The sequence below is a fragment of the Arthrobacter sp. P1_D4 genome (genome assembly GCF_056406115.1).
The window spans coordinates 57,404-79,143 of sequence record NZ_JBFUAU010000026.1 but is presented as its reverse complement, the minus strand read 5'-3'; the positions used below and the strand labels follow the sequence as shown (position 1 = coordinate 79,143).

The following is a 21,740-nucleotide window of genomic DNA, read 5'->3' as shown; positions in this document are numbered from 1 at the left end:
ACTGTTGACACAGACTAGCACGCACTGGTACAAATGTGGAACCGGTTCCACTCCGGTCCTCAACTCCATTCGCGACGACGACGTTGCTCCGCCTTCAGGCGGGGGGCTCCGACGCGAACGTCAACCAGAGAGATCCCCATGAATCTTCACAAACTCCTCAGCGACCGCGAGCAGGAAGGCCGCCCCATCCGGGTTGGCCTGATCGGAGCCGGCCGTTATGGCACCATGTACCTGGCGCAGGCGAACAACATCCCGGGCGTCCACGTCGTCGCCATCGCAGACATCAACGTCAAGCGCGCAGAAGGCGCCTTCGACCTCGTCGGGTGGCCCAAAGACCAGATCGCGCCGGACATCGCCACCGCCCTCCGGGACCGCTCCACGACGATCGTGGCCAACGCGGACGAGCTCTTCGACGTCGACATCGACGTCATCGTGGAAGCGACGGGCAACCCCATTGTGGGTGTGAAGCATGCACTGCGTGCCATTGAAACGAAGAAGCACATCATCATGGTCACCGTTGAGGCCGACGCCCTGGCAGGTCCCGCCCTGGCCAAGCGTGCGGAAGCCGCCGGTGTTGTCTACTCGATGGCTTATGGCGACCAGCCGGCCCTCATCATGGAACTCGTGGACTGGGCACGCACCAGTGGTTTCGACGTTGTCTGTGCCGGCAAGGGCGCGAAGTACCTTGAGCACTATCACGAGATGAACCCGGACAACGTCTGGGAGAACTGGGAGTTCTCCAAGGAACTCACCGACTCGGGGCAGCTGAACCCCAACATGCACACCTCGTTCCGTGACGGCACGAAGGCTTCCATCGAGATGGCCGCCGTCGCCAACGGCGCCGGACTGGTACCTTCTGACGCCGGGCTGTCGTTCACACCGGGGGATGTCGAGGAAATCGCCACGATCTGCCGGCCCGCCGACGTCGGGGGAGCCCTCGCCCACGAAGGCACGGTCGACGTCATGTCCAGCGTCAACCGCGACGGTTCCTGGATCCCTCACAACACCCAGGAAGGCGTCTTCGTCGTCGTCAAGGCCACGAACGACTACGTTTCCGGCTGCTTCAACGAGTACCCGTGGCACCCGGACCCCACCGGCCAGTACGCCGCCCTGTACCGCCCGTACCACTACGTGGGCCTGGAGCTGAACGTCTCCATCGCCAACGCCGCCCTCCGGGGGATCTCCACCGGCTCGCCCGTCGGTTTCTTCGGTGACGTCGTCGCGACGGCCAAGAAGGACCTCAAAGCCGGTGAATTCCTCGACGGCGAAGGCGGATACACGGTCTGGGGCAAGCTCGTGTCGGCCAGGCACTCAGTCGCAACCGGGGCCCTCCCGGTGGCGCTGGCCCACCACGTGGAACTGCGCAACGACGTCGCCAAGGGCGAGATCGTCGGCTGGGACGACGTCATTATTGACGACTCCCTGGCCCAGGCCCTTGAACTGCGCCGCGAAACCGAAGCGCTCGTCGCGGAATCCGCCCTCACTGCCTGACGCTCCCCGCACTAAACCGGGCGCGGCCATGAACTTCATTCGATGTCGTTCACGCCTCCGGAACCAGACTCCTTCCAACGAAGAAAGGCATCACATGAAATCCAAAACCCGCGCCCTCACCGGTGTGCTGGCCTGCACCCTGGCCGCCACGCTCCTCGCCGGTTGCGCCTCCGGAGCGCCCGGCTCCTCCGGCGGCGCACCGGCGAAAATCCAGCTTTCCATTCCGGATCCGCTCACCTCGTCCGTGGGCGTTTCCGCCCAACACTTCGCCGATGAAGTCAAGAAATCCTCCAACGGGTCGGTGATTGTCACGGTGGTTCCGAACGGAACGAGCTTCAGCGGGGACCAGAACGCCGCCGTCACCCGTCTGCAGGGCGGCTCACTCGATGCCCTCATCCTCTCGACCTCCGTGTACGCCTCCGTGGTGCCGGAAATGAACGGCATCAGCATCCCCTACCTCTTCAAGGACACCACCGAGGAAGCTGCGTTCCTGGCAGGAAAGCCGGGCCAGGTGCTGAAGGAAAAGCTCGCATCCAAGGACACCGTAGCGTTGTCCTTCCTCACCCGGACCGGCCGCGAGATCACCAACTCGGTGCGCCCCATAGAGGAGCCTGCGGACCTCAAGGGCCTCAAGATCCGTGTCCCCGGCAACCCGCTCTGGACCGACTTCTTCGGGAAGCTGGGAGCAAGCCCGACCACCATGGCCTTCTCCGAGGTCTTCACGGGCCTGCAGACCGGAACGATTAACGGCCAGGAAAACCCGATCGAGGTGCCGTGGACCAATAAGTTCTCCGAGGTGCAGAAATATGTGTCACTGACCAACCACATCAACGACGCATGGGTGCTCGCCCTGTCGTCGAAGAAGTGGGAAGGACTTTCCGAGGCCCAGAAGAAAGCCCTCACCGACGCGTCGGCCGAAACGGCAACGTTCAAGACCGGCTACGACGAAGAGCAGTCCAAGAAGCAGCTGGATGAACTCGCTGCCAAGGGCATGGCGGTCAACGAGCTCAGCGCCGCCGGCCTGGAGGAATTCGGGCGGGGGGCCCCGGGGCCCCCCCGGCCCTCCCACCACGTCCCGCTCTCAACGTCGACAGTCTGGAAGAACATGAAACACACGCTCGCTCCCGAGGAACTCGAGGAGGTCATTCCGTCCGACGCGGAAGAAATCCTGCACCACGGTCACGTCCCGCCAGGCTGGAGCGGCGCCGTCTGGCTCGACAAGGTCCTCGAATGGACCGTGGGCGCGGCGATCCTCGCCGAACTCGTCGTCATCCTGCTGAACATTGCGGTCAGGGTCGCCACCGGTGATTCAGTGCTCTGGACCCAGGAAGTGTCAGAAATCGCGCTCCTGACCATCGCCTTCATCGGCGGAGCCATCGCCTACCCCAAGGGTGCGCACATGTCGGTCCAGGCCCTCATCATGCGCCTGCCCGCAACATGGAAGCCCTACCTGGCCGCCCTGGTCGACTGGCTCGTCTTTGTCATGAGCGCAGGCGCATTTGCTCTCTTCGTGCCGACCCTGGCCCAGCAGATCGAAGAAAAGACGCCCATCCTGCAACTGCCCGTCTTCTGGGTCTCGATGCCATTCTCCGTCGGCATGGTGCTCATCGCATGGTTCGCCCTCGTCAAACTCCGGCGGCAGGAACGCCGGCCCGTCCTGACCGCCGCCGGCATCGCCGCGGCGATGGTCGCCGTCGTCATGCTTGCCCCGCCCCTGTTCTACTACGCGTCCCCTAACGTCCTCCTGGGCGTGGTGCTCGCGGTGCTGTTCCTGTTGCTCTTCCTTGGCCTCCCCATCGCCTTCGTCCTGGCCCTGGCCTCGGGGATCTACCTCTACCTTGGCGGCATTTCCGATGTCAGCGCCATTCCGATCGGGATGGCCTCGGGCGCCAAGGGGTTCGTGCTGCTGGCCATCCCGTTCTTCATCCTGGCCGGCACGGTCATGAACTCCGCCGGACTCACCCTGCCGCTGGCCAAGCTCGTCGATGCCCTCATCGGCCACCTGCGCGGCGGTCTTCTGCAGGTGGTGGTGGTCACCATGTACATCTTCTCCGGCATCTCCGGGTCCAAGGTCGCTGACGTCGCGGCCGTCGGCACCACCATGCGCGGCATGCTCGAGGAGCGCAAATACCCGCGCGGCGAGGTGGTCGCGGTCCTGTCGGCATCGGCCATCATGGGCGAAACCATCCCGCCCAGCATTGTGCTGCTGATCCTTGGCTCCATCACGACGATCTCCACAACCACGCTGTTCCTGGCCGGATTAGTTCCCGCGGCGTTCCTTGCGCTGGTCGTCATGGCGCTCGTCTTCTTCCGGGCCCGCAAGCAGGGCGGCGTCGCCAGCCCCAAGGCGACCTGGCGTGCACGCGGTTCAGCATCATTCTTCGCCCTGCCTACCCTCCTCCTGCCCGTGGGCATGGTGGTAGGCATCATGAGCGGCTTCGCAACGCCGACGGAAGTCTCCTCGGTCGCCGTGGCCTACGCCTTCGTGCTGGCCGCCGCATACCGGCGGGGCAGCAAGAAACTCCTCGGCGACACCCTGCGCGAAACGACGACGACGGCGGGCATGGTGCTCTTCATCATCGCCGCGGCGTCGCCGCTGGCCCAGACCCTCGCCCTCGCCGGCGTCTCGCAGCAGATCCACGACCTGATGTCCGGACTCGGAGACTCCCCGATCCTGTTCATGCTCTTCACCATCGTCCTGCTCATCATCATGGGCCAGCTGCTCGAGGGCCTGCCCGCCGTGCTCATCTTCGCCCCGCTGCTGCTGCCGATCGCCACCGACTTCGGCGTCAACCCGGTGCAGTACGCCATGGTGCTCATCATCGCCATGGGTATCGGCTCCTTCGCACCCCCGGCCGGCGTCGGCTTCTACGTCGCCTGCGCCACCGCCCGCGAAACCGTGGAAAACAGCCTGAAGCACTTCTGGCCGTACCTGATAGCAGTATTCATCGGGCTCCTCGTCCTGGCCGCGGTTCCCTGGTTCAGCACCTTCCTCCCCGCCCTGGCCGGGCTCATCCCCTTCTAACCAGGAGACAGCGAACAATGGAAGCTTCTTACGACGGACTGCCCGTATCAGTGTCGTTGCTGGGGACAGGTCCCATGGGCGCCCCGATCGCCCGCAACATCATCGCCGGCGGCGTGCCCCTGACCCTGTGGAACCGCACGCCGGAAAAGGCCCACGCGGTTGGCGGCGGCACGGTCGTGGCCTCCGCGGCCGGTGCCGCCAGCGAGGTTGTGCTAACCGTGTTGCCCGACCTGCCTCAGGTTGCGGCCCTGCTTCCCGGTGAGGACGGCCTGCTGGCGGGATGGAAGGCCGCCGGCATAGAGCGTCCGATCCTCGTGATTCACGGGACGGTGTCACCGGTGGCGGTAGCGGAGTTCGCCGACGACTGCTTGCGGACCCACGGGGTGACCGTCATCGACGCGCCGCTCAGCGGCGGCACGATCGGTGCGGAGGAGGGTCGGCTGAGCATCATGGTGGGCGGCCCCCGCGGCGCAGTGGACCGCATCACGCCGGTGTTCGAACTGTACGCCTCGACGCTCGTGTGGTTCGGCGAGACCGGTGCGGGCTCGACCGTGAAGGCATGCAACCAGATCGTTGTGGCTGCCACTGTAACGGCCCTTGCCGAGGCGATGGCCCTAGCAAGCACCACCGGTTTGGACCTCGAGAAAGTGCAGTCCGTGCTTTCCGGCGGTCTCGCAAATTCGGAAGTGCTGGCGCAAAAGGGACAGAGATGGATTGACGCCGACTTTGAGGGAGGTGGATCAGCCAAGAACCAGCTCAAGGACCTCAGATTCATCACCGAGACTGCCGGGCGTAAAGGACTGAAGCTTCCATTAGCCACGTGCCTCGAAGGCGCGTTCGAAAACATGATCGAAGCCGGCGACGGCGACATGGACCATACGGGTATCTACCGGACCATCCTCACTTAGCCTGCAAACCGGGAGCCCAGGCTATTCCCTTGATAAGCCTCTTGTTCAAGGGGCAGGCGGGGGCGTACCCATGGGGACGCTGGAGCCGACCAAATGGGTGTGCCCATGAGGCCAATGGTGCCGCTGAAGGCCATACGAAAGAATGGCAGGGCCAGCCCCCGACATAAAGGGCAGCCGGTACCGGTCTCCCCAGGTGGCCGGGACTTTTGATCGTAGGACTGATTCTGGGCTTTCTCACCCGAGGAACCGAAATGCTTCGCCCCAGCTGTCCTGGAGCAGTTCGGACACACCGCAGCTGCAGCCGCAGCCATTACCGTCCAGCGCCCGGGAGCGAACCCCCCAACCCTGGAAGAATTCAATATGGCAATCGGAGCCCTCCCGGGCGTGTCCGTATAGCGGTGGGTCCGGAGCGGATCTTGACGTGTAGCGGACGATGAAGGCCACCGCAGAGCCCGCAGCCGGTGATGCCACTCGGCCATCCCCCAATGACCTGGGAAGTCCGCTAAATAGTGTCCTTTGATGGCCTGGGCCGAACACCTCAGCGAAGTGCGCCGCGATTTCCCGGCCGTGAGAGCCTTTCGGACTCAGCGACAATTGGGATCTCGCCCGGCCCGATATCAGTCATCACAATTTTGGAGCGGTCGCGGTTGCCGGATTTTCCCGGCGCGGGCTGACACATCGTGTTTGCCGTAACCGATGTGCTCGTCCGTCACAGCTACCCGCGATGTCATGGGCGGGCCGGGAATGACTCCACTTTTGCGGGGTCACGTTCAATGACCGGGTCCAAGACTTCGTCGACCTGTGCCAGCAGGGCGGGGGCCAGTTTCACTCCGGCTGCGGTTGCGGTGTCTTTGAGCTGGTCCGGGCGTGAGGCTCCGACGATGGCTGCTGAGACGTTGGGGTTTTGCAGTACCCAGGCGACGGCGAGTGCGGGCATGGAAAGGCCGGCGTCAGCGGCGAGCGGTTTGAGCTGCTGGATGCGGCTGAGGATGTCTTCGGTCAGGTAGCGGTTGTCTGACTTGATCTTGCCGTTCTCGCCTGTGAAGCGGGATGCTGCCGGGGCCTCTTGGCCGGGAACGTATTTTCCGGTCAGGACGCCTTGGGCCATGGGTGACCAGCAGATCTGTCCCAGGCCCAGCTCCTCGCAGGTGGGGACGACTTTCTTTTCGATGACCCGCCAGAGCAGGGAGTACTGGGGCTGGTTGGAGATCAGGTGGATGCCCAGTTCCCGGGCGAGGGCGGCGCCGGCGCGGATTTCGTCCACAGTCCATTCGGAGACGCCGATATACAGGGCTTTTCCTCGCCTGACGACGTCGGCGAAGGCCTGCATCGTCTCTTCCAGCGGCGTCTCGTAGTCATAGCGATGGGCCTGGTAGAGGTCCACGTAGTCGGTCTGCAGCCGCTTCAGGGAGCCGTTGATGGATTCCATGATGTGCTTGCGCGACAGCCCGCGGTCGTTCCGGCCCTCGCCGGTGGGGAAGTAGACCTTGGTGAAGATCTCGACGTTTTCGCGCCGCACACCGGCTAGCGCTTCACCGAGGGTGTGTTCCGCGCGGGTGCCGGCGTAGGCATCGGCGGTGTCGAACGTGGTAATGCCCAGGTCCAGCGCCTCCCGGACGCAGGCCGTGGCCTCGTCCTGGTCGATCTGCTCACCGTGGGTGACCCAGTTCCCGTAGGCCAGTTCGCTGATGTACATCCCGGATGAACCAAGTTTGCGGTATTCCATGCTGGGGTGCCTTCCATATCTTGTTGCTAAGACCGTATTCCGGCGTGCGGCTGCGTCGTGTGGGATGCCGGCCTATACCAGGGGCGTGATCCTCAGGCTCTCGACTGTGGCCGAGCCGCCGCGGGCGTAAATGGAGACTCGGGTGCTTGTTTCGTCCGGGAAGATCAGGTCCGTAAGCACGAGTTCGCCGTGTTGGGCGAAGACCTCAACGGAGCAGTGGTCGACGTAGATCTTCAGGCCGTATCGGCCGTCCCGGGCGCTGATGGGGGCGGTATCGACGGAGGCGAATCCATCGTGGAAGCCGGTGTCGCCGGAGGCGGTCCGGTCGAGGATGAGTCGGCCCTGGGCGGGGTTGATGCTGATTCGGGTTCCTTCCGTGCCGCTCCCTCGAACGATGAGGCCGAATTCTTCGGCCGTCCCAGGCGTGAACTCGGCTTCGATGAGCTGAACCGTGCCCGTGGCGGCTGGGAGCGGGCGCGTTTCCTCTGCCAGATGGATGGGGCCGTCCTGAACTGCCGGCGCCTGATTGGGGCATACGGCTTCCTCGACGACGTTCTGGATTAGTCTGGTGCGGCCGCCAACGGTGGCCAGGGAGAGTTCCCGGGGCAGAGACATGGGGCTCCGCCAGGGTGAAGTCGGGATCTGATTGGCGTAGTCCCAGTTGTTCATCCAGCCGACCATGATCCGCCTGCCGTCGGGGGCGTCGCTGAAGGAGACGGCGGCATAATAGTCCCGTCCCCAGTCCAGCCAGTTGTACTCCTGTAGGCGGTCGGGGTCCTGCTCCCCGCTGGTGATGGTGGAGTCGGAGATGAATTGGACGCCATCGAAGTCTCCTGTGAAGTATTGCCCGGCTGAACCGCCGTTCGGGCCGCCGGGGTTCAGATTCACCGTCAGAACCCACTTCAGCTCCAGTGGATTGCCGTCCACCGGCAAAGCGAACAGGTCCGGGCACTCCCAGATTCCGCCGGTGGCGTTGGCGGGGCCGAAATCACTGAGGTGTTCCCACGTTTTCAGGTCTTCGGACTTGTAGAGGACTACTTTGTAGTCGTGGGCTTCGACGGCCGCCATTACCCAGTAGGAGCCGGCCCCGCCGTCGTAGCGGAAAACCTTGGGGTCACGGAAGTTGGCCGAGTTGCGGCTGAGTACGGGATTGCCAGCGTATTTTTTCCAGGTGAAGCCGCCGTCCAGACTGTAGGCCAGTGATTGCGCCTGGACGCCGTGCAGCGGAGAAGGCGCCTTGTAGGCGCTGGTGTAAATGGCCACCAGCGGTGGCGCCAATTCGGTGCCGAGTCCGCTGCTGTTTTGGCTGTCGAATACGATGCTGCCGGAGAAGATGTCCTCCCGCTCGTCGCAGGCAATCGCGACAGGCTGTTCGGTCCAGTCGGTGAGGTTCTCCGACGTCGCGTGGCCCCAGGACATGTTTCCCCAGGTGTCTCCAAACGGGTTGTTTTGGTAGTAGAGGTGGTAGAGGCCCTGATGGTAGATCAGTCCGTTGGGATCATTGAGCCAGGTGTTTCGGGCTGTGTAATGCAGGGCGGGCCGGAAGGCTTCCGGGTGTGTGGTGGTCACGGCCGTCATGGGAGGTGCACTCGTTTCAGGTTCGGAATGGGGCAAGGAAAGGGCCAGGATCTGACGGTGATCGTCAGATTGGCCGCGGTGTTGAAGACGGAAAGTGGTGGTCAGCTGACCAGGGCTTGCATTTCAGCCAAGGAGGGCAGGTCCGCCCCTGGACGGCCGACAGTTATGGCGCCTGCCATGGATGCCATGCGGGCGATCTTTTCAAGAACGGGCGGAGCCAGGCCCTCGCCTCCTCGGGTCAGCAGCCCCAGAATGAGGGCCGCCATGTAGGCATCTCCTGCCCCGATGGTGTCCGCGACAACGGTTTCCACGGAGGGGACACTGATTTCTGTGTCTGCGGTGAGCAGGAAGGATCCTTCTGATCCGCGGGTGACCACGACCAGGTCCGTGCCCAGTCCGCGTATGTGGCGGGCAGCCTCCTCCGGCGAATTGCGCGGATACAGCCATGCTGCGTCCTCGTCGCTGAGTTTCACGACGTCCGTGAGGGGAACGAGCTCTTCGAAGATGGTTCTGGCTTCGTGGTGGCTGCCGAGCAGTTCGGGTCGGATGTTCGGGTCATAGGTGACGGTGCTGGTTCCTGCGCAGTCCTGCAGGAGGGATTTCACCCCTGAGGCCCCCGGGGCGAGGAAGCTGGCGATCGACCCGGTGTGCAGGAGCGTGGGGAGGTACGCCGGGGCAACCGGTGGGAGGTCCCAGGCGAGGTCGAAAGTGTAGGTTGCGGACCCGTCGGCGGCCAGTGTTGCCGTGGCGGTCGATGTAGAGGCCGTGGACTGGCAGCCCGGAAGGATATAGACGCCTGCGCCGCTGAGATGGCTGCTGATGGCAACTCCCCGGCTATCGGTACCGATTGAGGTCAGGAACCCGGTTGAAACATCGAGACGGGCGAGTCCGTAGGCCACGTTGGCGGGGGAGCCCCCCGGGTGCTCGGTGGCGCCGTTCCCCGTGTGGACCACATCGATAAGTGCTTCGCCGACAACGATCACCTCGGGTAGGACGGACAGTGTGGCAGGGGGGTTCATCATGGATTCTTTCTGGGTTTTCGACAGCCAATGGAGCTGTGCGGGTCTGATTCCGCGGGGAAAGCGGCCTCTCGGACGGCGGATTTGGGGCCGTCAGTGGGCAGGGTCCGGTACTTTGAGCGCCCAATGGGATTTGCTCAGGGCGATCCGTTCGCCGGTGCCCCGGGGAGCGTTCCGCCCTGTGGCGTCCCTCTTCGGTGGGCGGACGGTCTGGGTTCTGCGGGCGTCGGGTACGGCGGAGAGCAGCAACTGTGTGTACGGGTGATGAGGGGCGGCCATCAGCTCGATGCTCTCGCCACCCTCGACCAGGTCCCCGGCGCACATCACCATGGTTGTGTCCGCGATGTAGCGTGCGGAGGCGAGGTCGTGGGTGATGTAAAGCATGGACACGCCCCGTTCATCGCGGAGTTTGCGCATCAGATTGAGAATTCCGATGCGGACCGAGACGTCGAGCATCGAGGTGGGTTCGTCGGCCAGTATGATTTCCGGTTCCACGGCCAGGGCTCTGGCGATGGCGACGCGCTGCCGCTGTCCGCCGGACAGCTGATGGGGGTATCGGTCCAGCATCTGCTCGCCCAGACCGACTGTTGCCATTAGTTCACACAGCTTGAGTTTGAGGGCACGCGGGCTGTCGTTTTCTCCGTGAAGCTGCAGGGGACGCGTCAGGAAGTGCTCGATGCGGTGTGCCGGGTTGAGGGATCCGAAGGGGTCCTGGAAGACCATCTGGACCTTGCTGCGGTATCTCATTGACGCCCGGCGGCGTTCGGTGGCAAATATGTCTTGTCCGTCGAGGATGAGCTGGCCGCCTGTGGGCTGCTCGAGGCGGGCGAGGATCCGGGCGATGGTGCTCTTTCCGCTGCCGGATTCCCCGACGAGTGCCACAATCTCGCCGCGGTTGATGTCGAAGGAGACGTCGTTGACCGCACGTACGGTCGAACGGAACGGGAAACTTCCAAGCTGATAGTCCTTGCTCAGGTTGCGTACCTGAACCAGGGGCGCGGTCGCCGCTCCTGGGAGGGATGAGGTGCTGTATGCGGGGCTCATCGGCGTGACCTTTCGCGGGGGACGACATATCCGGGTACGAGCAGACAGGCTGCCTCGTGGTTTTCGGCTCCTGGAAGGAGCGGGGGTTCGATGGTGCGGCAGGAGTCGATAGCAAGCGGGCACCGGGGGTGGAAGCGGCACCCGGTGGGGGGATGGGCCATGTTCGGCGGGGCGTCCGGGATACCAATCAGCTCCACTCTCGGTCCGGTCAGCGGAGGGAACGCTCCCATCAGTGCGTTCGTGTAAGGGTGAAGCGGGTTGTCCAGCATCGTCTTGGAGGGAGCGACCTCGACCAGCTTTCCTGCATACATCACAGCCATGCGGTGGGAGAGTTCGACCATGAGTGAGATGTCGTGGGTGATGAACAGAATGGAAAAACCCAGCTGCTGCTGAAGTTCTTTGATCTGGTGCATGATTTCCTGCTGGACGACCACGTCCAGGGCAGTGGTGGGTTCGTCCATGATGAGGAGAGAGGGTTTAAGCGCCAGCGCTATCGCGATCACTGCCCGCTGACGCATTCCGCCGGAGAGCTGGTGCGGGTAGGACTTGAGGCGGTCCGGGCTGATGTCGACAAGTTTCAGCAGCTCCACGGCGCGTTCGCGGGCGGCTTGCTTGGACATTTTTTCGTGCGTGGTGAAGACATCGACGATCTGATCTCCGATGGTCATGACGGGGTTCAGGGAGTTCATCGCGCTTTGGAAGACCATGGCCACGTCGCGCCAGCGGGTACGTCGCAGTTCTTCCTCGCCCAGGTCCAGGAGATTCCTTCCGGCGAGCTCGATGGAGCCCCCTGTGATTTTTGCCGGGGTCTGCAGGAGCCGCATGATCGCGTTTGCGATGGTCGACTTGCCGCAGCCTGATTCACCGGCGAGGCCGAACACTTCTCCGGCGCCGATGTCGAAGCTGACACCATCCACGGCGGTGACGTTTCCGCTTTCCGCCGTGTATTGGACCTGCAGGTTCTTCACGCTCAGCACGGGGCCGGCGGCGGCAGGACCGATGTTTCCCCGTTCCAGTTCAGTCAGGGTTTCCATCTGTCAGCCTTTCTTTTCCACGCGCAGGCGAGGGTTGGTGATTTCATCAACGGCGTAGTTGATCATGGCCAAGGCAAATGCGACGACGGCGATGGCGCCGCCGGAGGGCAGGAGCACCCACCAGTCGCCGGTCATGAGCGCGCCGTCGTTGTTTGCCCAATAGAGGTTGGTTCCCCAGCTGACGGACCCCGTGTCGCCGAGCCCCAGGAACTCCAGGCCTGCCTGGGCGCCGATGCCGTAGATGACGCAGCCCAGCAGGGTGCTCATCACGATGGAGGCCATGTTGGGCAGGATCTCCCGGAACATGATGCGCCATGCTTTCTCGCCGGTCACGACGGCCGAAGCGACGAAGTCCTTGCTGCGCAGGGACAGGGCCTGGGAGCGGAGGACCCGGGCGCTGCCTGCCCAGCCCGTGATGATCAGGACGATGACGACGGTGACGGGCCCCGGCGGCAGGAATGCGGCCAGAACCACGAGGAGCGGAAGCCCGGGGATGAGCAGGAATATGTTGGTCAGCAGCGAGAGCAGTTCGTCGATGGCTTTGCCGAAGTACGCGGAGGCTATGCCGACGAGGCAGCCGATGAAGGTCGCCGCCAGACCTACGGTGAATCCGACGGCCAATGAGCTTCGCGATCCCCACAGGGTGAGGGCGAGCACGTCCTGGCCTTTGGAAGTGGTTCCGAGCAGGTGGTCCGCGGATGGTGCCAGGGATGCTTCGGGGCCGAAGTCGGAGGGGTTCCCCGGTGCCAGGAGAGGGGCCAGCAGCGCCAGGAGGGCAAATAGCACCAGGATGGCCAGTCCGAAGAGGGCCTTCTTGTTCGTGAGGATGCCGTGGACGAATCCTCCATGAACCAGGCGTCCGGGGGAAGGAGGTTCAGGTATCTGAACGGTGGGGTTGCCGGCCGCGGTGATTGTGGCGGGTGTTGAGTCTGTAAGTGACATGGGGGACCTGTTTCTAGCTGACCCGGACCCGGGGGTCCAGCCGTACGTAAATGATGTCGACCAGGAAGTTAGCTGCCAGCACGGCGGCGGTAATGGTGAGGAAGATGCCTTGGGTCAGCGGGTAGTCCAGCGCCTGGACGGAGGTCAGAAGCTGGTAGCCGATGCCCGGGTACGCGAATACGGTTTCGGTGAGGAGAGCGCCGCCGACGACGAATCCAAGGGACATGCCGAACGACGTCACGGAGGGCAGCATGGCGTTGCGGGCCGCGTACTGGAACATGATCCGTGCCGGACGGAGTCCCTTGGCCCGGGCCATCGTGATGTAGTCCTCAGCGGTGGTGGCGATCATCGTGTTGCGCATCCCCAGCATCCAGCCGCCGATGGAGACCAGGACGATGGTCAGGGCCGGAAGGATGAGGTGAGTGGCTACGTCGCTGATGTATTCGAGGGAGAACGAGGGGCTGAGGCCTGTGGAGAAGGCATGGCTCAGGGGCAGCCAGCCCAGGGTTATCCCGAACAGATATAGAGCGGCCATGGCCAGCCAAAAATAGGGAAATGATCCGACAAAGATCAGCAACGGGGGAAAGACCGAATCCAGGAACTTTCCGCGACGCCACGCTGCCAGAATGCCGAGGAAATTGCCCAGAATGACGGCAATAACCAGGGAGGTGCCGCCCAGCAGGAGGGTCCACCCGATTTGTGATGCGATCACCTCCGAAACGGGGGAAGGGAACCGGGAGAGCGAGATGCCCATGTCCCCGCGGAAGATGTTGCCGATGTAGGCGAGGTACTGCTCCCACAGGGGCCGGTCGTCCAGGCCGAAGAGCCGCCGGAGCGCATCCACCTGGTCCGGGCGCATCTGAGACTGCACTTGGGAAAACATTCGGCTGACAGGGTCCCCGGGCATCAGCCTGGGGAGGAAGAAATTCAAGGTGATGCAGGCCCAGAAGGCGATGATGTAGAACCCCAGGCGGCGGAGGAGGAATACCATGGTTCCGCTTCTTTCTTGATGATTGTTGCGCCGCCCGGGGATCGGTCCGGGTCCGGCAGGTGGTAACGGTGCAGGTGCCGTGTGTGCGGCGGCCATGGTGGCTGTCCGGGGCCGGTTGCCCCGAACAGCCACCAGATGGCTACTGCGCAGGCTTGAGTGAGGTCAGAACCAGCACTGTGGTGGCGGAGCGTGCCGAGAGAGTGGCATACGGGTTGTCGTTGCTCGGCCAGCCCGTGAATCGCTGATCGGTGTAGGCGCCCCACGCCGGGCCGGAGAACAGCGGGATCACCGGGGCTACGTCATTGAAGCGTGCCTCCAGGGAATTGACGAGGGTCTTCTGCGCTGCCGGCTCTGCCGTTGCCGCCAACTTGTCCAGGGTCGCGGTCGCTTCCGCGTCGCCAAAGCGGTGGTAGTTTTCATTGGCCTTTGCACCGACCGGCACAACGACCTTCTGTGACATTACGCCGCGGTAGAATTCGTACGGCGTCGCGCCGGCGTTGCTCCAGACGATGCCGCTGTCGAAGGATCCGTCAGTGTAGCCGGACACGACCTGGGACCAGTCCGGGGAGTTGACCTCGACTTTCACGCCAAGTTTTTCCATGTTTTTAGAGATGATCTGGCCGACGGAAAGCCAGTCCGAAGATGCCGATCCTACAGAGAACTTAAACTGGAACGGTTTGCCGTCCTTGAGGGTGCGAATGCCGTCAGTTCCCTTCTTGTAGCCGGCGTCATCGAGCATCTGGTTGGCTTTGTCGACATTCAGCTTGGTCCAGTCGCAATTCTCAACGATGCCCTGGTCGCGCCAGCTGGCGTAGGTGTCGCTGAGGCCGGTGCAGTCGGCCGGATGCGTGTAGCCTGACATGCCCAGGCTGTCGACCTGGTCGCGGTCCACGGCCATGCTGAGTGCTTTGCGGACGACCGGATCGTTAAAGGGAGCCTTCGTGGTGTTCAGCTGCCAGTTGATCGTGCCACCGGTGGTGGGGTACCAGAAGTGGCGGTGTGCCGGATCCTTGTCGATATAGGTTTTCTGGATGTTGGGGATGAACTGGTCGCTCCAGTCCACGTCGCCGTTCTGCAGGGCGAGGTTGGCCCCGGAGTTGCCGGCGAAGGCCAGCATTCTGATGCCGGTGAGCTGCTGCTTTTCCGGCTGCCAGTAGTTGGGGTTCTTATCCAGTTCAAATGACTGTGTCTGGAAATGGGAGACCTGTGTGTAGGGGCCGGTGCCCACCGGGTTGTCGTTGGTGGCTTTTGCCGGGTCCGCGATCTTGGACCAGACATGCTTAGGGGCGATGACCTGCTGGCCGACTTCGTAAAGTCCGGGGGAGTAGGCCTTGTTGAAATCGAAGCGCACTGTGTGGGCATCTACGGCCGAGACTTTGGCCAGATAGTCGAGTCCTCCCTGGATCTTCTTCTGGAGGTCAAAGGTGTACACGACATCGTCGGCGGTCAGTGGCTGTCCGTCTGACCACTTAACGCCGTCGCGGAGCGTGAAGGTCACGCCCTTGCCGTCTTCGTCTGCTTTCCACGAAGCCCCGAGCCAGGGGACCGGTTCCCCCTTGACAGGGTTGACGATCAGCAGGGGTTCGAAGACCGACTGCTGCGTCATCGGCAGTGCGTTCGGGGAGAACGGATTGAAGTTGCTGGTGAACGTTGCGGTGTCTTCCCGGGGGATTGTCAGGAGCCCGTTGGAGGCGCTCCCACCCTTTGCTGTGCTTCCAGATGTGTTTCCGGCGCCGCAGCCGGTGAGGGCCAGGGCGCCGATCGCCAGTGTGGCCGCAACAACGGTCAGTGACCTTTTGGGGTGGATTTTGGGCATGAGGGAGCTCGTTTCGTCAGTGAAATGGAGTGGGGAGGTTAGCGGGGAATGGAAGTCAGGACGCCGCGACCGGCAGGCGCACAGATGTACGCTCCACCAGAGGGCACTCGACAATGCGTTGGAGCGGGGCCAGATCACGGTTCGCTGCCAGTTTGGCCAGCATCGCGACGCCGGTTGCCCCCATTTGCTGGAACGGCAGTGCAACTGTCGTCAGGCTGGGCCGCAAATAGTTGGCGATGACTTCCTGGTTGTCGAAGCCAACCACGGAGATATCGTCACCAATACGGAGCCCTCGTTCTTTGATGGCGTCGTAAGCGCCCATGGCCATGCGGTCAGTGGCGCAAAAGATCGCGGTAGGTGGCCGGCTGCCATCCAGGAGGGCGACTGCCGCGCGGTAGCCCTGGTCTGCCTCGCCGTCTTCGTTGATCACCAAGCTCTCATCCAGGCCGATGCCTGCCTGTTCAAGTGCTCGGACATAACCAGCCCGGCGGCCGATGGCGGCCGGAATGACGGGATCAAGGTTGATGAGCCCTATCCGGTCATGTCCGGCCCCGATAAGCCTCATCGTGGCAACATAGCCACCCTGAGCCTCATCCGGAATGACGGAATGCAGTTTTGTTGCTTCGTCAAAGCAGTGAACCAAGACCGTCGGCACCTCCTCCGCAACAGCAGGCAACCGCACACCCCTATGCCAGCTTGTGGCGTAGATCAGACCCTCGACACGGTGCTCGAGCATCGTCTCGATGGCCCGCCGGTCGGCGTCACTGCTGCCGTCGGTGCTGGCTATAAGAAGCGTCTTACCCTCCCGCGCGGCCTGTTCCTCGGCGCCGCGGACAATGTTGGCGGCATAAGGAGCGATCACGATTTCCGTGATCAGCCCGTAGAGCTTGGTCTGCTTGGAAGCCAACGCGCGGGCTCCCGCATTCGGGCGGTAGCCCAGTTCGCTCACAGCCTGGTGGACGCGGTCACGGGTTTCTTCTGGAATTCCGTTCCCCGTTCCACCATTAAGGACAAAGGAAACAGTCGTCCGGGAAACTCCGACATGGTTCGCGACATCCTGCATCGTCACTTTGGCCTGCCGTGGGTTCGTCTCCATTGACCGTCCGATGTCTAGTAATAGGGGTGAATATTGGATGAGAGTCTAGCCGCACCTACTGATGCGCGTTACTAACGCGCGTTAGTGGATGTGAGATAGAACATATCCCGCATTGGGTTGGGGTGTCAAGGAGCGTATGAACGGCCGACTTGTAACGCGTCAGCCTGGAGTGGCTGCAGATAACCGCACCGTGATCGCGCCCGCGAGCCGGCGGGGCGATCCGGCCGCCTGGCTCTGGAACGGGGCTGGAGGGAGGTCTTTGCAGCTCATCCCACGCGCCAGCTTGAGGTAACGTCGATTATCGTAACGATTGGCAAGGGAATTTGGCCGGGCGTGCGGCGTCGTGCGCAGGAACGGCGAAGCAGCCAGCGCCGCGGTTAGCGGGACTCAGTCATCGCCCCAAGCAGTCCGCTCATTCTGATCGTATGTGCGAATGCCGCCGTTTCAGCGGTCCGACGTTTAGCTTGGCGCCGCCCGAGGGAAAGGGACGACGATGTTCACCCTGCAGATTAGCTATCTGGTCCGGGAAAACGAGGCTTTCAAGAAAGTCTTCGACCCGCAGCCCGCGCAGCCTCGGGCCCCCGGTCTGTTCGCTTGTTCGGGGTACCGAGGACCAGGACAGCGTGGCCGTGCTCCTTGACTTCGACACCAAGGACGCCGCGACGGTCTTTATGGAAAAGCTGCGCAGCCAGGTGTGGAACAAACCCGAGGTGATCGGGCAGCTGATGATGGCAGCGCCGACAGCCAGGATTCTGGAGGAGGTGGCCCGCGAGGAACAGGGCGCGGGCTGACCGCTGAGAATCCGGTGGTCCAGGCTGGGATGAGTTTCACGCAGCTTCATGCCGTCCCAGGAAGACGGCGGGACATCCCGCCGTCGTCCGATTCCATGTCCTCGTTCCGCGCCCCGTCCGCTCTTGGGGGTCTTGAACTATATGCGGACAAGGGAATGGACCGGACTGCATAACAGGCGCAAGGAAGGCGGATTTCTGAATGGCTCGAATGCCGCCAGCCACGGTGGACGTGAGTGACAGCGTTGTCCAGCGCCTCGTCCGGGACCAGCGGCCCGACCTTGGCGACTGTCGGATAGCGCGGGTTGCGAACGGCTGGGACAACGCGACCTTCCGGCTCGGTGACGATCTGGCCGTCCGGCTGCCCCGCAGGGCGGAGGCCGTTCCGCTGATACTGCATGAGCAGCGCTACCTTCCCGACATTGCTCGCCGCTCCCCGGTTGCCGTTCCTGTCCCCGTCCATGCCGGCAGGCCGACGTCGGACTTTCCATGGCCGTGGAGCATCGTGCGGTGGGTCCCCGGAGCCGCTGCGGCCGACGTCGGGCCGGCAGGCCGCGGGCCGGCGGCTAAGGGCCTGGCGGATTTCCTGCTGTCCCTTCACGTGCCCGCCGAAACGGGAGTCCCGGTCAACCCTTTCCGAGGCGTGCCGCTGACGGACCGTGACGCTGTGCTGGTGGAACGGCTCGGGGACCGCGAACGCTACCCCCAGGCGGCAGCGCTGAGAGCAGTGTGGGCGCAGGCCKGCGCCGCCAAAGCCTGGGATGGTCCGGCGATGATGCTCCACGGGGACCTCCACCCTGGCAACATCCTGCTGGCGGACAACGGCTCCCTGGCCGGCGTCATCGATTTCGGCGACGTCGGGGCAGGGGACCCGGCTGTCGATCTTGCGGTGGGGTGGCTGATGTTCGACGCCGGCACCCGCCACCGCTTCATGGGCGCCTTCGGCTCCGCAGTAGATGGAGACACCAGGATGAGGGCCCGCGGTTGGGCCCTCATCCTGTCCACCGCCATGCTGAGCAACTCCGACGATAATCCGCGGATGTTCGCCGTAGGAAAGTTTGGGATCAGGCAGATCCTGGATGACGGGCTTCGCCTGCAACTCTGACGCCAGCGTTAAATGTCAGTGGCGCCTCATATGCTGGGAGTGTGGAAGGCAAAGCAGCTGCGGAGACGTTGGAGGCCATGGAGGCCTCCCTTGCCAGGTTGTCTGCATTTGCCGGTCGCGGAGCCGGGAACGCGGCCTCGACTGGCGCCGACCCTGTTCGGGACGAAGCGGACGCGTGCCTGGACGGTATGGCTGAGGTCGCCAGCATGGAAGCCAGGCTGGCCGCCCTGAAAGTGCACTTCGCCGCCGGATATGCCCGCGCTGCCGTCGCCATGGCGGGCCCAGCCGTTTCCCCGCAGGAGCGCACCGCCCAGGAAATGGCCGTGACAGCAGAGGTGGCCTGTGTCCTGACCGTGAGTGAAAGATCGGCGGCGGCGCTCCTGGCAGAGTCGGCCACCCTGACCACTAAGTTGCCCGTGACGCTGTCTGCGCTGCAAGCAGGGAGCATTTCATGGCAACACGCGCGGGTGATGTGTGATGAAACGTCCGGTCTGGACCTCGCCGCGGCGGCTGCTTTGGAGGCGCATTTCCTGGACCCCGAAGCTCCCTTTGCCGCGCGTGGCTGCCCCGCGGGGGAGCTGGCGCCGGGCAGGTTCCGGGCCAAGGCGCGCAGATGGCGTGAGCTGCACCATCCCGTAAGCATCGAAGCCCGCCACCGCAAGGGTGTGGAGGACCGTCGGCTGGAATATGTGCCGGACCGGGACGGCATGGCCTGGCTCTCGGCCTATCTGACTGCGGATGTGGCGGTGGCTGCATGGTCCCGTGCCACGGAAGCGGCCCGTGCCCTGCAGGAGCCGAATGAATCCCGGACCCTGACCCAGCTCCGTGCGGACGTCGCCGCCGACTGGCTGCTGGCGGGGGTGGCGGAAGGAACTCCGTCACCCAAGGCGCAGGTCCTGGTGACCGTGCCGGTGCTGTCTCTTTTGGGCACCGAGTCGGAACCGGCCACGCTGGACGGGTATGGTCCCGTTCCGCCGAGCATGGCCCGCCGGCTTGTAGGGGATGGCGCCGGATCGTTCCTGCGTGTGCTGACCGATCCGCGCAACGGAGCGCCGCTGGAGATCGGACGGACCAGCTACCGGGTTCCGAAGGCGATGCGCCAATGGTTGCGGCTTCGGGACGGCCGGTGCCCTTTTCCGGGCTGCAACAACCATTCCCTGGATAACGAAGCGGATCATCTGTTGGCTTGGTCCGAGGGAGGCGGCACCGGCGTCACCAACCTGGGCCAGCCATGCCGGCGGCACCACCGGCTCAGACACACCACAGCATGGAGGCCGGTTGACGCGACCCGGGACCAGCCACCCGGCTGGATCTCACCTGCGGGACGCTCCTATCCAAGCGAACAACAAGACTGGGAACCACCACACTGGCCGCAGCACCTCGGCCACGCGGGTGAAGGCCGGGAGTTGGAACCGCCCGGCTGGCCGGACGTACTTGCCGGCGCCGTCGGACCCGGAGAGACCGTCGGACCCGGAGAGACCGGGCCGCCATTACCCGTGGATCCCTTTCCTGACTGGGCGCTGTTCATCGCGGCGTAGGATCGGCGCTCCACTTTCCCTCCCCGTCCAATTAAGGGTTCGAAGGATGTTCCGGCTATTGGCCTGCCCCCCTGCCTCCGCCGTGACCCTGAGCCGCGACCCTCCGCCGTGACCCTGAAAGGCCGGACCGGCCAGGACCAGCGCGATTCAGGCCACTGTCCCCATGCCCATCACGGTCCGGGTCAATCTCGACTCACCGGACGAGTTCGTCGGGTCTGCTTGCTACGGCGATCATGCGACGCATGACGCCGAATGGACGGGGAAGAAGGCCTTGATGAAAGTTTCTTCATGACCGTTTCATCCCTGCCTCATTGTTGAAGTTCACGCTGGACACACGAACGGCCTGCGCCGGAAGAGCCTGCGTATGGGGAACGGGGGGAATGGTGGACGGAGCATGGCTGTCTATTGTTAATGGGCACGGGACGCCTGGAACGCGTCACCCTACTGCGTCGCACCACTCGCTGGTATCTCCGCCGGTACATGGAATTGATTCCATGGATTGCCCCTCCGCCATTCCGGCGTCTGCCGACGACGATACCGGCACATCCTGGCTGGTTCAGCGGGCGTGGCCAGAGAAGACACCAGGAGAATTTGTACTGGAGGTCCGGACGCCGGGAGTGCCCGGCGTCCGGGGAGCTTATTTGCGTCGCGGGCAGTTCGAACTAATCCCTTTGGACGATCCGGGACTTCCCGCCTTACGGGGGGAAGCGCAGCAGGGGGAATTGATTTCGTATTGGCCGTACCACCAGGCTGTCGTCCGGGCGGAGGGCCGCTATATAAAGATCTTCGGACCCGGGGGCGCCGTCGTACCGGCCGAGCGCTGCGCGCAAATGGACGTCCTGCTGGACGCCGGCAACTTCACAACGCCCAGAATCCTTCGTCAGAGTTCCCAATCGGACGTCATCGTTTTCAGCGCCATGCCGGGACCGACTCTGAACGAGCTGGGCCGGGTGGAAGCGGCCGTCTGCGATGAAGCGTTCGCCAGGGCATGGGAGAAATGGTCGCGCGCCTGGGTCGCGGAACTGAACGGCTCCCATGGCCCAGCAGCACGAGGCGTTCTCGACAGCCTTCCGCTCCGTTCAGCAGAGTGGGAAGCCGCGAAGGTGTGTCGACGGGTGGACGACTGGTTGCAGCACAATGAAAACGTCCCCGAGTTGTCGTCTCAGCGCGCTGTCTTGCGCGCCGCTGTAGAGCACGTGGCCATGAACCTGATACGGACGGCACCGGATCCGGTGGTATGGGCCCACGGAGACCTCTACGACAAGCAAATCATCGTTCCTGACGGCGACATCCCGCCCGGACTGCTGGACTTCGACAGTACGGCCCGGCACGAGGCCGCCCGGGATCTGGCCGGCTTGGACGTCCATCTGGAGCTTCATCTACGAAATAACCGCATGACGCCCGCACGATATCTGACCGCTCACACGCAGGTGCTGGCCGTGGCCGAGGAACTGCGCGTCAGTCCAGTCCGGTTCGATGCGTACTCGGACGCCATCTGGCTCCGTCTGGCACTTTCTCCGTTACCTGGCCGCTTCTCTCTGGCCATCGGCGTCCTCGCGGAACGGGCCGAAAGGAGCTGAGGCCCTCGAAGCGGCCAGCCCGGCGAGCCCCTGGCATGTTTTGCCGGTTAGGCGCTCAC

At 63.6% G+C, this 21,740-nt stretch carries 16 protein-coding genes and 1 pseudogene; 8 read left to right on the top strand and 9 right to left on the bottom strand.

The genetic code is table 11. The features are described from left to right. Nucleotides 1-138 precede the first annotated feature (138 nt). From AC1D0A_RS20610 to AC1D0A_RS20595, 4 genes and pseudogenes are all read left to right on the top strand, one after another. Entirely contained in the window at nucleotides 139-1,491 is a 1,353-nt protein-coding gene (locus AC1D0A_RS20610; RefSeq protein ID WP_476946687.1) for an NAD(P)H-dependent oxidoreductase, read from the top strand. A gap of 94 nt (nucleotides 1,492-1,585) precedes the next feature. Beyond that, nucleotides 1,586-4,516, top strand: a complete 2,931-nt coding sequence (locus AC1D0A_RS20605) for a TRAP transporter large permease subunit (RefSeq protein WP_476946686.1) — start codon at nucleotides 1,586-1,588, stop codon at nucleotides 4,514-4,516. Between the two features lie 17 nt (nucleotides 4,517-4,533). Next, nucleotides 4,534-5,424, top strand: coding sequence for an NAD(P)-dependent oxidoreductase (locus AC1D0A_RS20600; RefSeq protein ID WP_243180733.1), 891 nt, complete (start codon nucleotides 4,534-4,536; stop codon nucleotides 5,422-5,424). Nucleotides 5,425-5,642: 218 nt separating this feature from the next. After that, nucleotides 5,643-5,820, top strand: a pseudogene (locus tag AC1D0A_RS20595) (carbohydrate kinase); the annotation flags it as partial. A 331-nt stretch (nucleotides 5,821-6,151) separates the two neighbouring features. Here AC1D0A_RS20595 and AC1D0A_RS20590 read toward each other — a convergent pair. From AC1D0A_RS20590 to AC1D0A_RS20550, 9 genes are all read right to left on the bottom strand, one after another. Then, on the bottom strand, nucleotides 6,152-7,150 hold the full coding sequence (locus AC1D0A_RS20590) for an aldo/keto reductase family protein (RefSeq protein ID WP_476946685.1): 999 nt from the start codon (nucleotides 7,148-7,150) through the stop codon (nucleotides 6,152-6,154). Between the two features lie 72 nt (nucleotides 7,151-7,222). After that, a complete protein-coding gene (locus AC1D0A_RS20585; RefSeq protein WP_243180735.1) occupies nucleotides 7,223-8,728 on the bottom strand; it encodes a glycoside hydrolase family 32 protein in 1,506 nt (501 codons plus the stop codon). Between the two features lie 101 nt (nucleotides 8,729-8,829). Beyond that, nucleotides 8,830-9,750: a carbohydrate kinase family protein gene (locus AC1D0A_RS20580; protein ID WP_476946684.1), complete on the bottom strand. Its 921-nt coding sequence runs from the start codon at nucleotides 9,748-9,750 to the stop codon at nucleotides 8,830-8,832. 90 nt (nucleotides 9,751-9,840) lie between these two features. Beyond that, nucleotides 9,841-10,791: an ATP-binding cassette domain-containing protein gene (locus tag AC1D0A_RS20575; RefSeq protein WP_243180737.1), complete on the bottom strand. Its 951-nt coding sequence runs from the start codon at nucleotides 10,789-10,791 to the stop codon at nucleotides 9,841-9,843. Beyond that, complete coding sequence (locus AC1D0A_RS20570) at nucleotides 10,788-11,825, bottom strand: ABC transporter ATP-binding protein (protein WP_243180738.1); 1,038 nt, start codon at nucleotides 11,823-11,825, stop codon at nucleotides 10,788-10,790. The genes AC1D0A_RS20575 and AC1D0A_RS20570 overlap by 4 nt, the downstream gene beginning before the upstream one ends. A gap of 3 nt (nucleotides 11,826-11,828) precedes the next feature. Continuing rightward, nucleotides 11,829-12,767 carry an ABC transporter permease gene (locus tag AC1D0A_RS20565; RefSeq protein ID WP_243180740.1) on the bottom strand — a complete coding sequence of 313 codons (939 nt, stop codon included), beginning with the start codon at nucleotides 12,765-12,767 and terminating at the stop codon, nucleotides 11,829-11,831. A gap of 13 nt (nucleotides 12,768-12,780) precedes the next feature. Then, nucleotides 12,781-13,758 carry an ABC transporter permease gene (locus AC1D0A_RS20560; protein WP_243180747.1) on the bottom strand — a complete coding sequence of 326 codons (978 nt, stop codon included), beginning with the start codon at nucleotides 13,756-13,758 and terminating at the stop codon, nucleotides 12,781-12,783. Nucleotides 13,759-13,897: 139 nt separating this feature from the next. Further along, entirely contained in the window at nucleotides 13,898-15,574 is a 1,677-nt protein-coding gene (locus AC1D0A_RS20555; protein ID WP_243180755.1) for an ABC transporter substrate-binding protein, read from the bottom strand. A gap of 55 nt (nucleotides 15,575-15,629) precedes the next feature. Beyond that, nucleotides 15,630-16,670: a LacI family DNA-binding transcriptional regulator gene (locus tag AC1D0A_RS20550; protein WP_243180757.1), complete on the bottom strand. Its 1,041-nt coding sequence runs from the start codon at nucleotides 16,668-16,670 to the stop codon at nucleotides 15,630-15,632. Nucleotides 16,671-17,293: 623 nt separating this feature from the next. On the opposite strand from AC1D0A_RS20550, the gene AC1D0A_RS20545 reads away from it, so the two are divergent. From AC1D0A_RS20545 to AC1D0A_RS20530, 4 genes are all read left to right on the top strand, one after another. Continuing rightward, on the top strand, nucleotides 17,294-17,461 hold the full coding sequence (locus AC1D0A_RS20545) for a hypothetical protein (RefSeq protein ID WP_243180764.1): 168 nt from the start codon (nucleotides 17,294-17,296) through the stop codon (nucleotides 17,459-17,461). Nucleotides 17,462-17,690: 229 nt separating this feature from the next. Then, the gene (locus AC1D0A_RS20540) at nucleotides 17,691-18,563 is read left to right on the top strand and encodes an aminoglycoside phosphotransferase family protein (RefSeq protein WP_476946683.1); all 873 of its coding nucleotides are present in this window, start codon (nucleotides 17,691-17,693) and stop codon (nucleotides 18,561-18,563) included. 77 nt (nucleotides 18,564-18,640) lie between these two features. After that, entirely contained in the window at nucleotides 18,641-20,101 is a 1,461-nt protein-coding gene (locus AC1D0A_RS20535; RefSeq protein WP_476946703.1) for an HNH endonuclease signature motif containing protein, read from the top strand. 830 nt (nucleotides 20,102-20,931) lie between these two features. After that, on the top strand, nucleotides 20,932-21,681 hold the full coding sequence (locus AC1D0A_RS20530) for a hypothetical protein (RefSeq protein WP_476946682.1): 750 nt from the start codon (nucleotides 20,932-20,934) through the stop codon (nucleotides 21,679-21,681). Nucleotides 21,682-21,740: the final 59 nt, after the last annotated feature.

Coding starts and splice junctions, on each gene's coding strand:
- AC1D0A_RS20550 (WP_243180757.1), bottom strand. CDS start 16,670: ATGGAGACGAACCCACGGCAGGCCAAAGTGACGATGCAGGATGTCGCG.
- AC1D0A_RS20580 (WP_476946684.1), bottom strand. CDS start 9,750: ATGATGAACCCCCCTGCCACACTGTCCGTCCTACCCGAGGTGATCGTT.
- AC1D0A_RS20555 (WP_243180755.1), bottom strand. CDS start 15,574: ATGCCCAAAATCCACCCCAAAAGGTCACTGACCGTTGTTGCGGCCACA.
- AC1D0A_RS20565 (WP_243180740.1), bottom strand. CDS start 12,767: ATGTCACTTACAGACTCAACACCCGCCACAATCACCGCGGCCGGCAAC.
- AC1D0A_RS20600 (WP_243180733.1), top strand. CDS start 4,534: ATGGAAGCTTCTTACGACGGACTGCCCGTATCAGTGTCGTTGCTGGGG.
- AC1D0A_RS20605 (WP_476946686.1), top strand. CDS start 1,586: ATGAAATCCAAAACCCGCGCCCTCACCGGTGTGCTGGCCTGCACCCTG.
- AC1D0A_RS20585 (WP_243180735.1), bottom strand. CDS start 8,728: ATGACGGCCGTGACCACCACACACCCGGAAGCCTTCCGGCCCGCCCTG.
- AC1D0A_RS20590 (WP_476946685.1), bottom strand. CDS start 7,150: ATGGAATACCGCAAACTTGGTTCATCCGGGATGTACATCAGCGAACTG.
- AC1D0A_RS20610 (WP_476946687.1), top strand. CDS start 139: ATGAATCTTCACAAACTCCTCAGCGACCGCGAGCAGGAAGGCCGCCCC.
- AC1D0A_RS20535 (WP_476946703.1), top strand. CDS start 18,641: ATGGAGGCCTCCCTTGCCAGGTTGTCTGCATTTGCCGGTCGCGGAGCC.
- AC1D0A_RS20575 (WP_243180737.1), bottom strand. CDS start 10,791: ATGAGCCCCGCATACAGCACCTCATCCCTCCCAGGAGCGGCGACCGCG.
- AC1D0A_RS20570 (WP_243180738.1), bottom strand. CDS start 11,825: ATGGAAACCCTGACTGAACTGGAACGGGGAAACATCGGTCCTGCCGCC.
- AC1D0A_RS20560 (WP_243180747.1), bottom strand. CDS start 13,758: ATGGTATTCCTCCTCCGCCGCCTGGGGTTCTACATCATCGCCTTCTGG.
- AC1D0A_RS20530 (WP_476946682.1), top strand. CDS start 20,932: ATGGACGTCCTGCTGGACGCCGGCAACTTCACAACGCCCAGAATCCTT.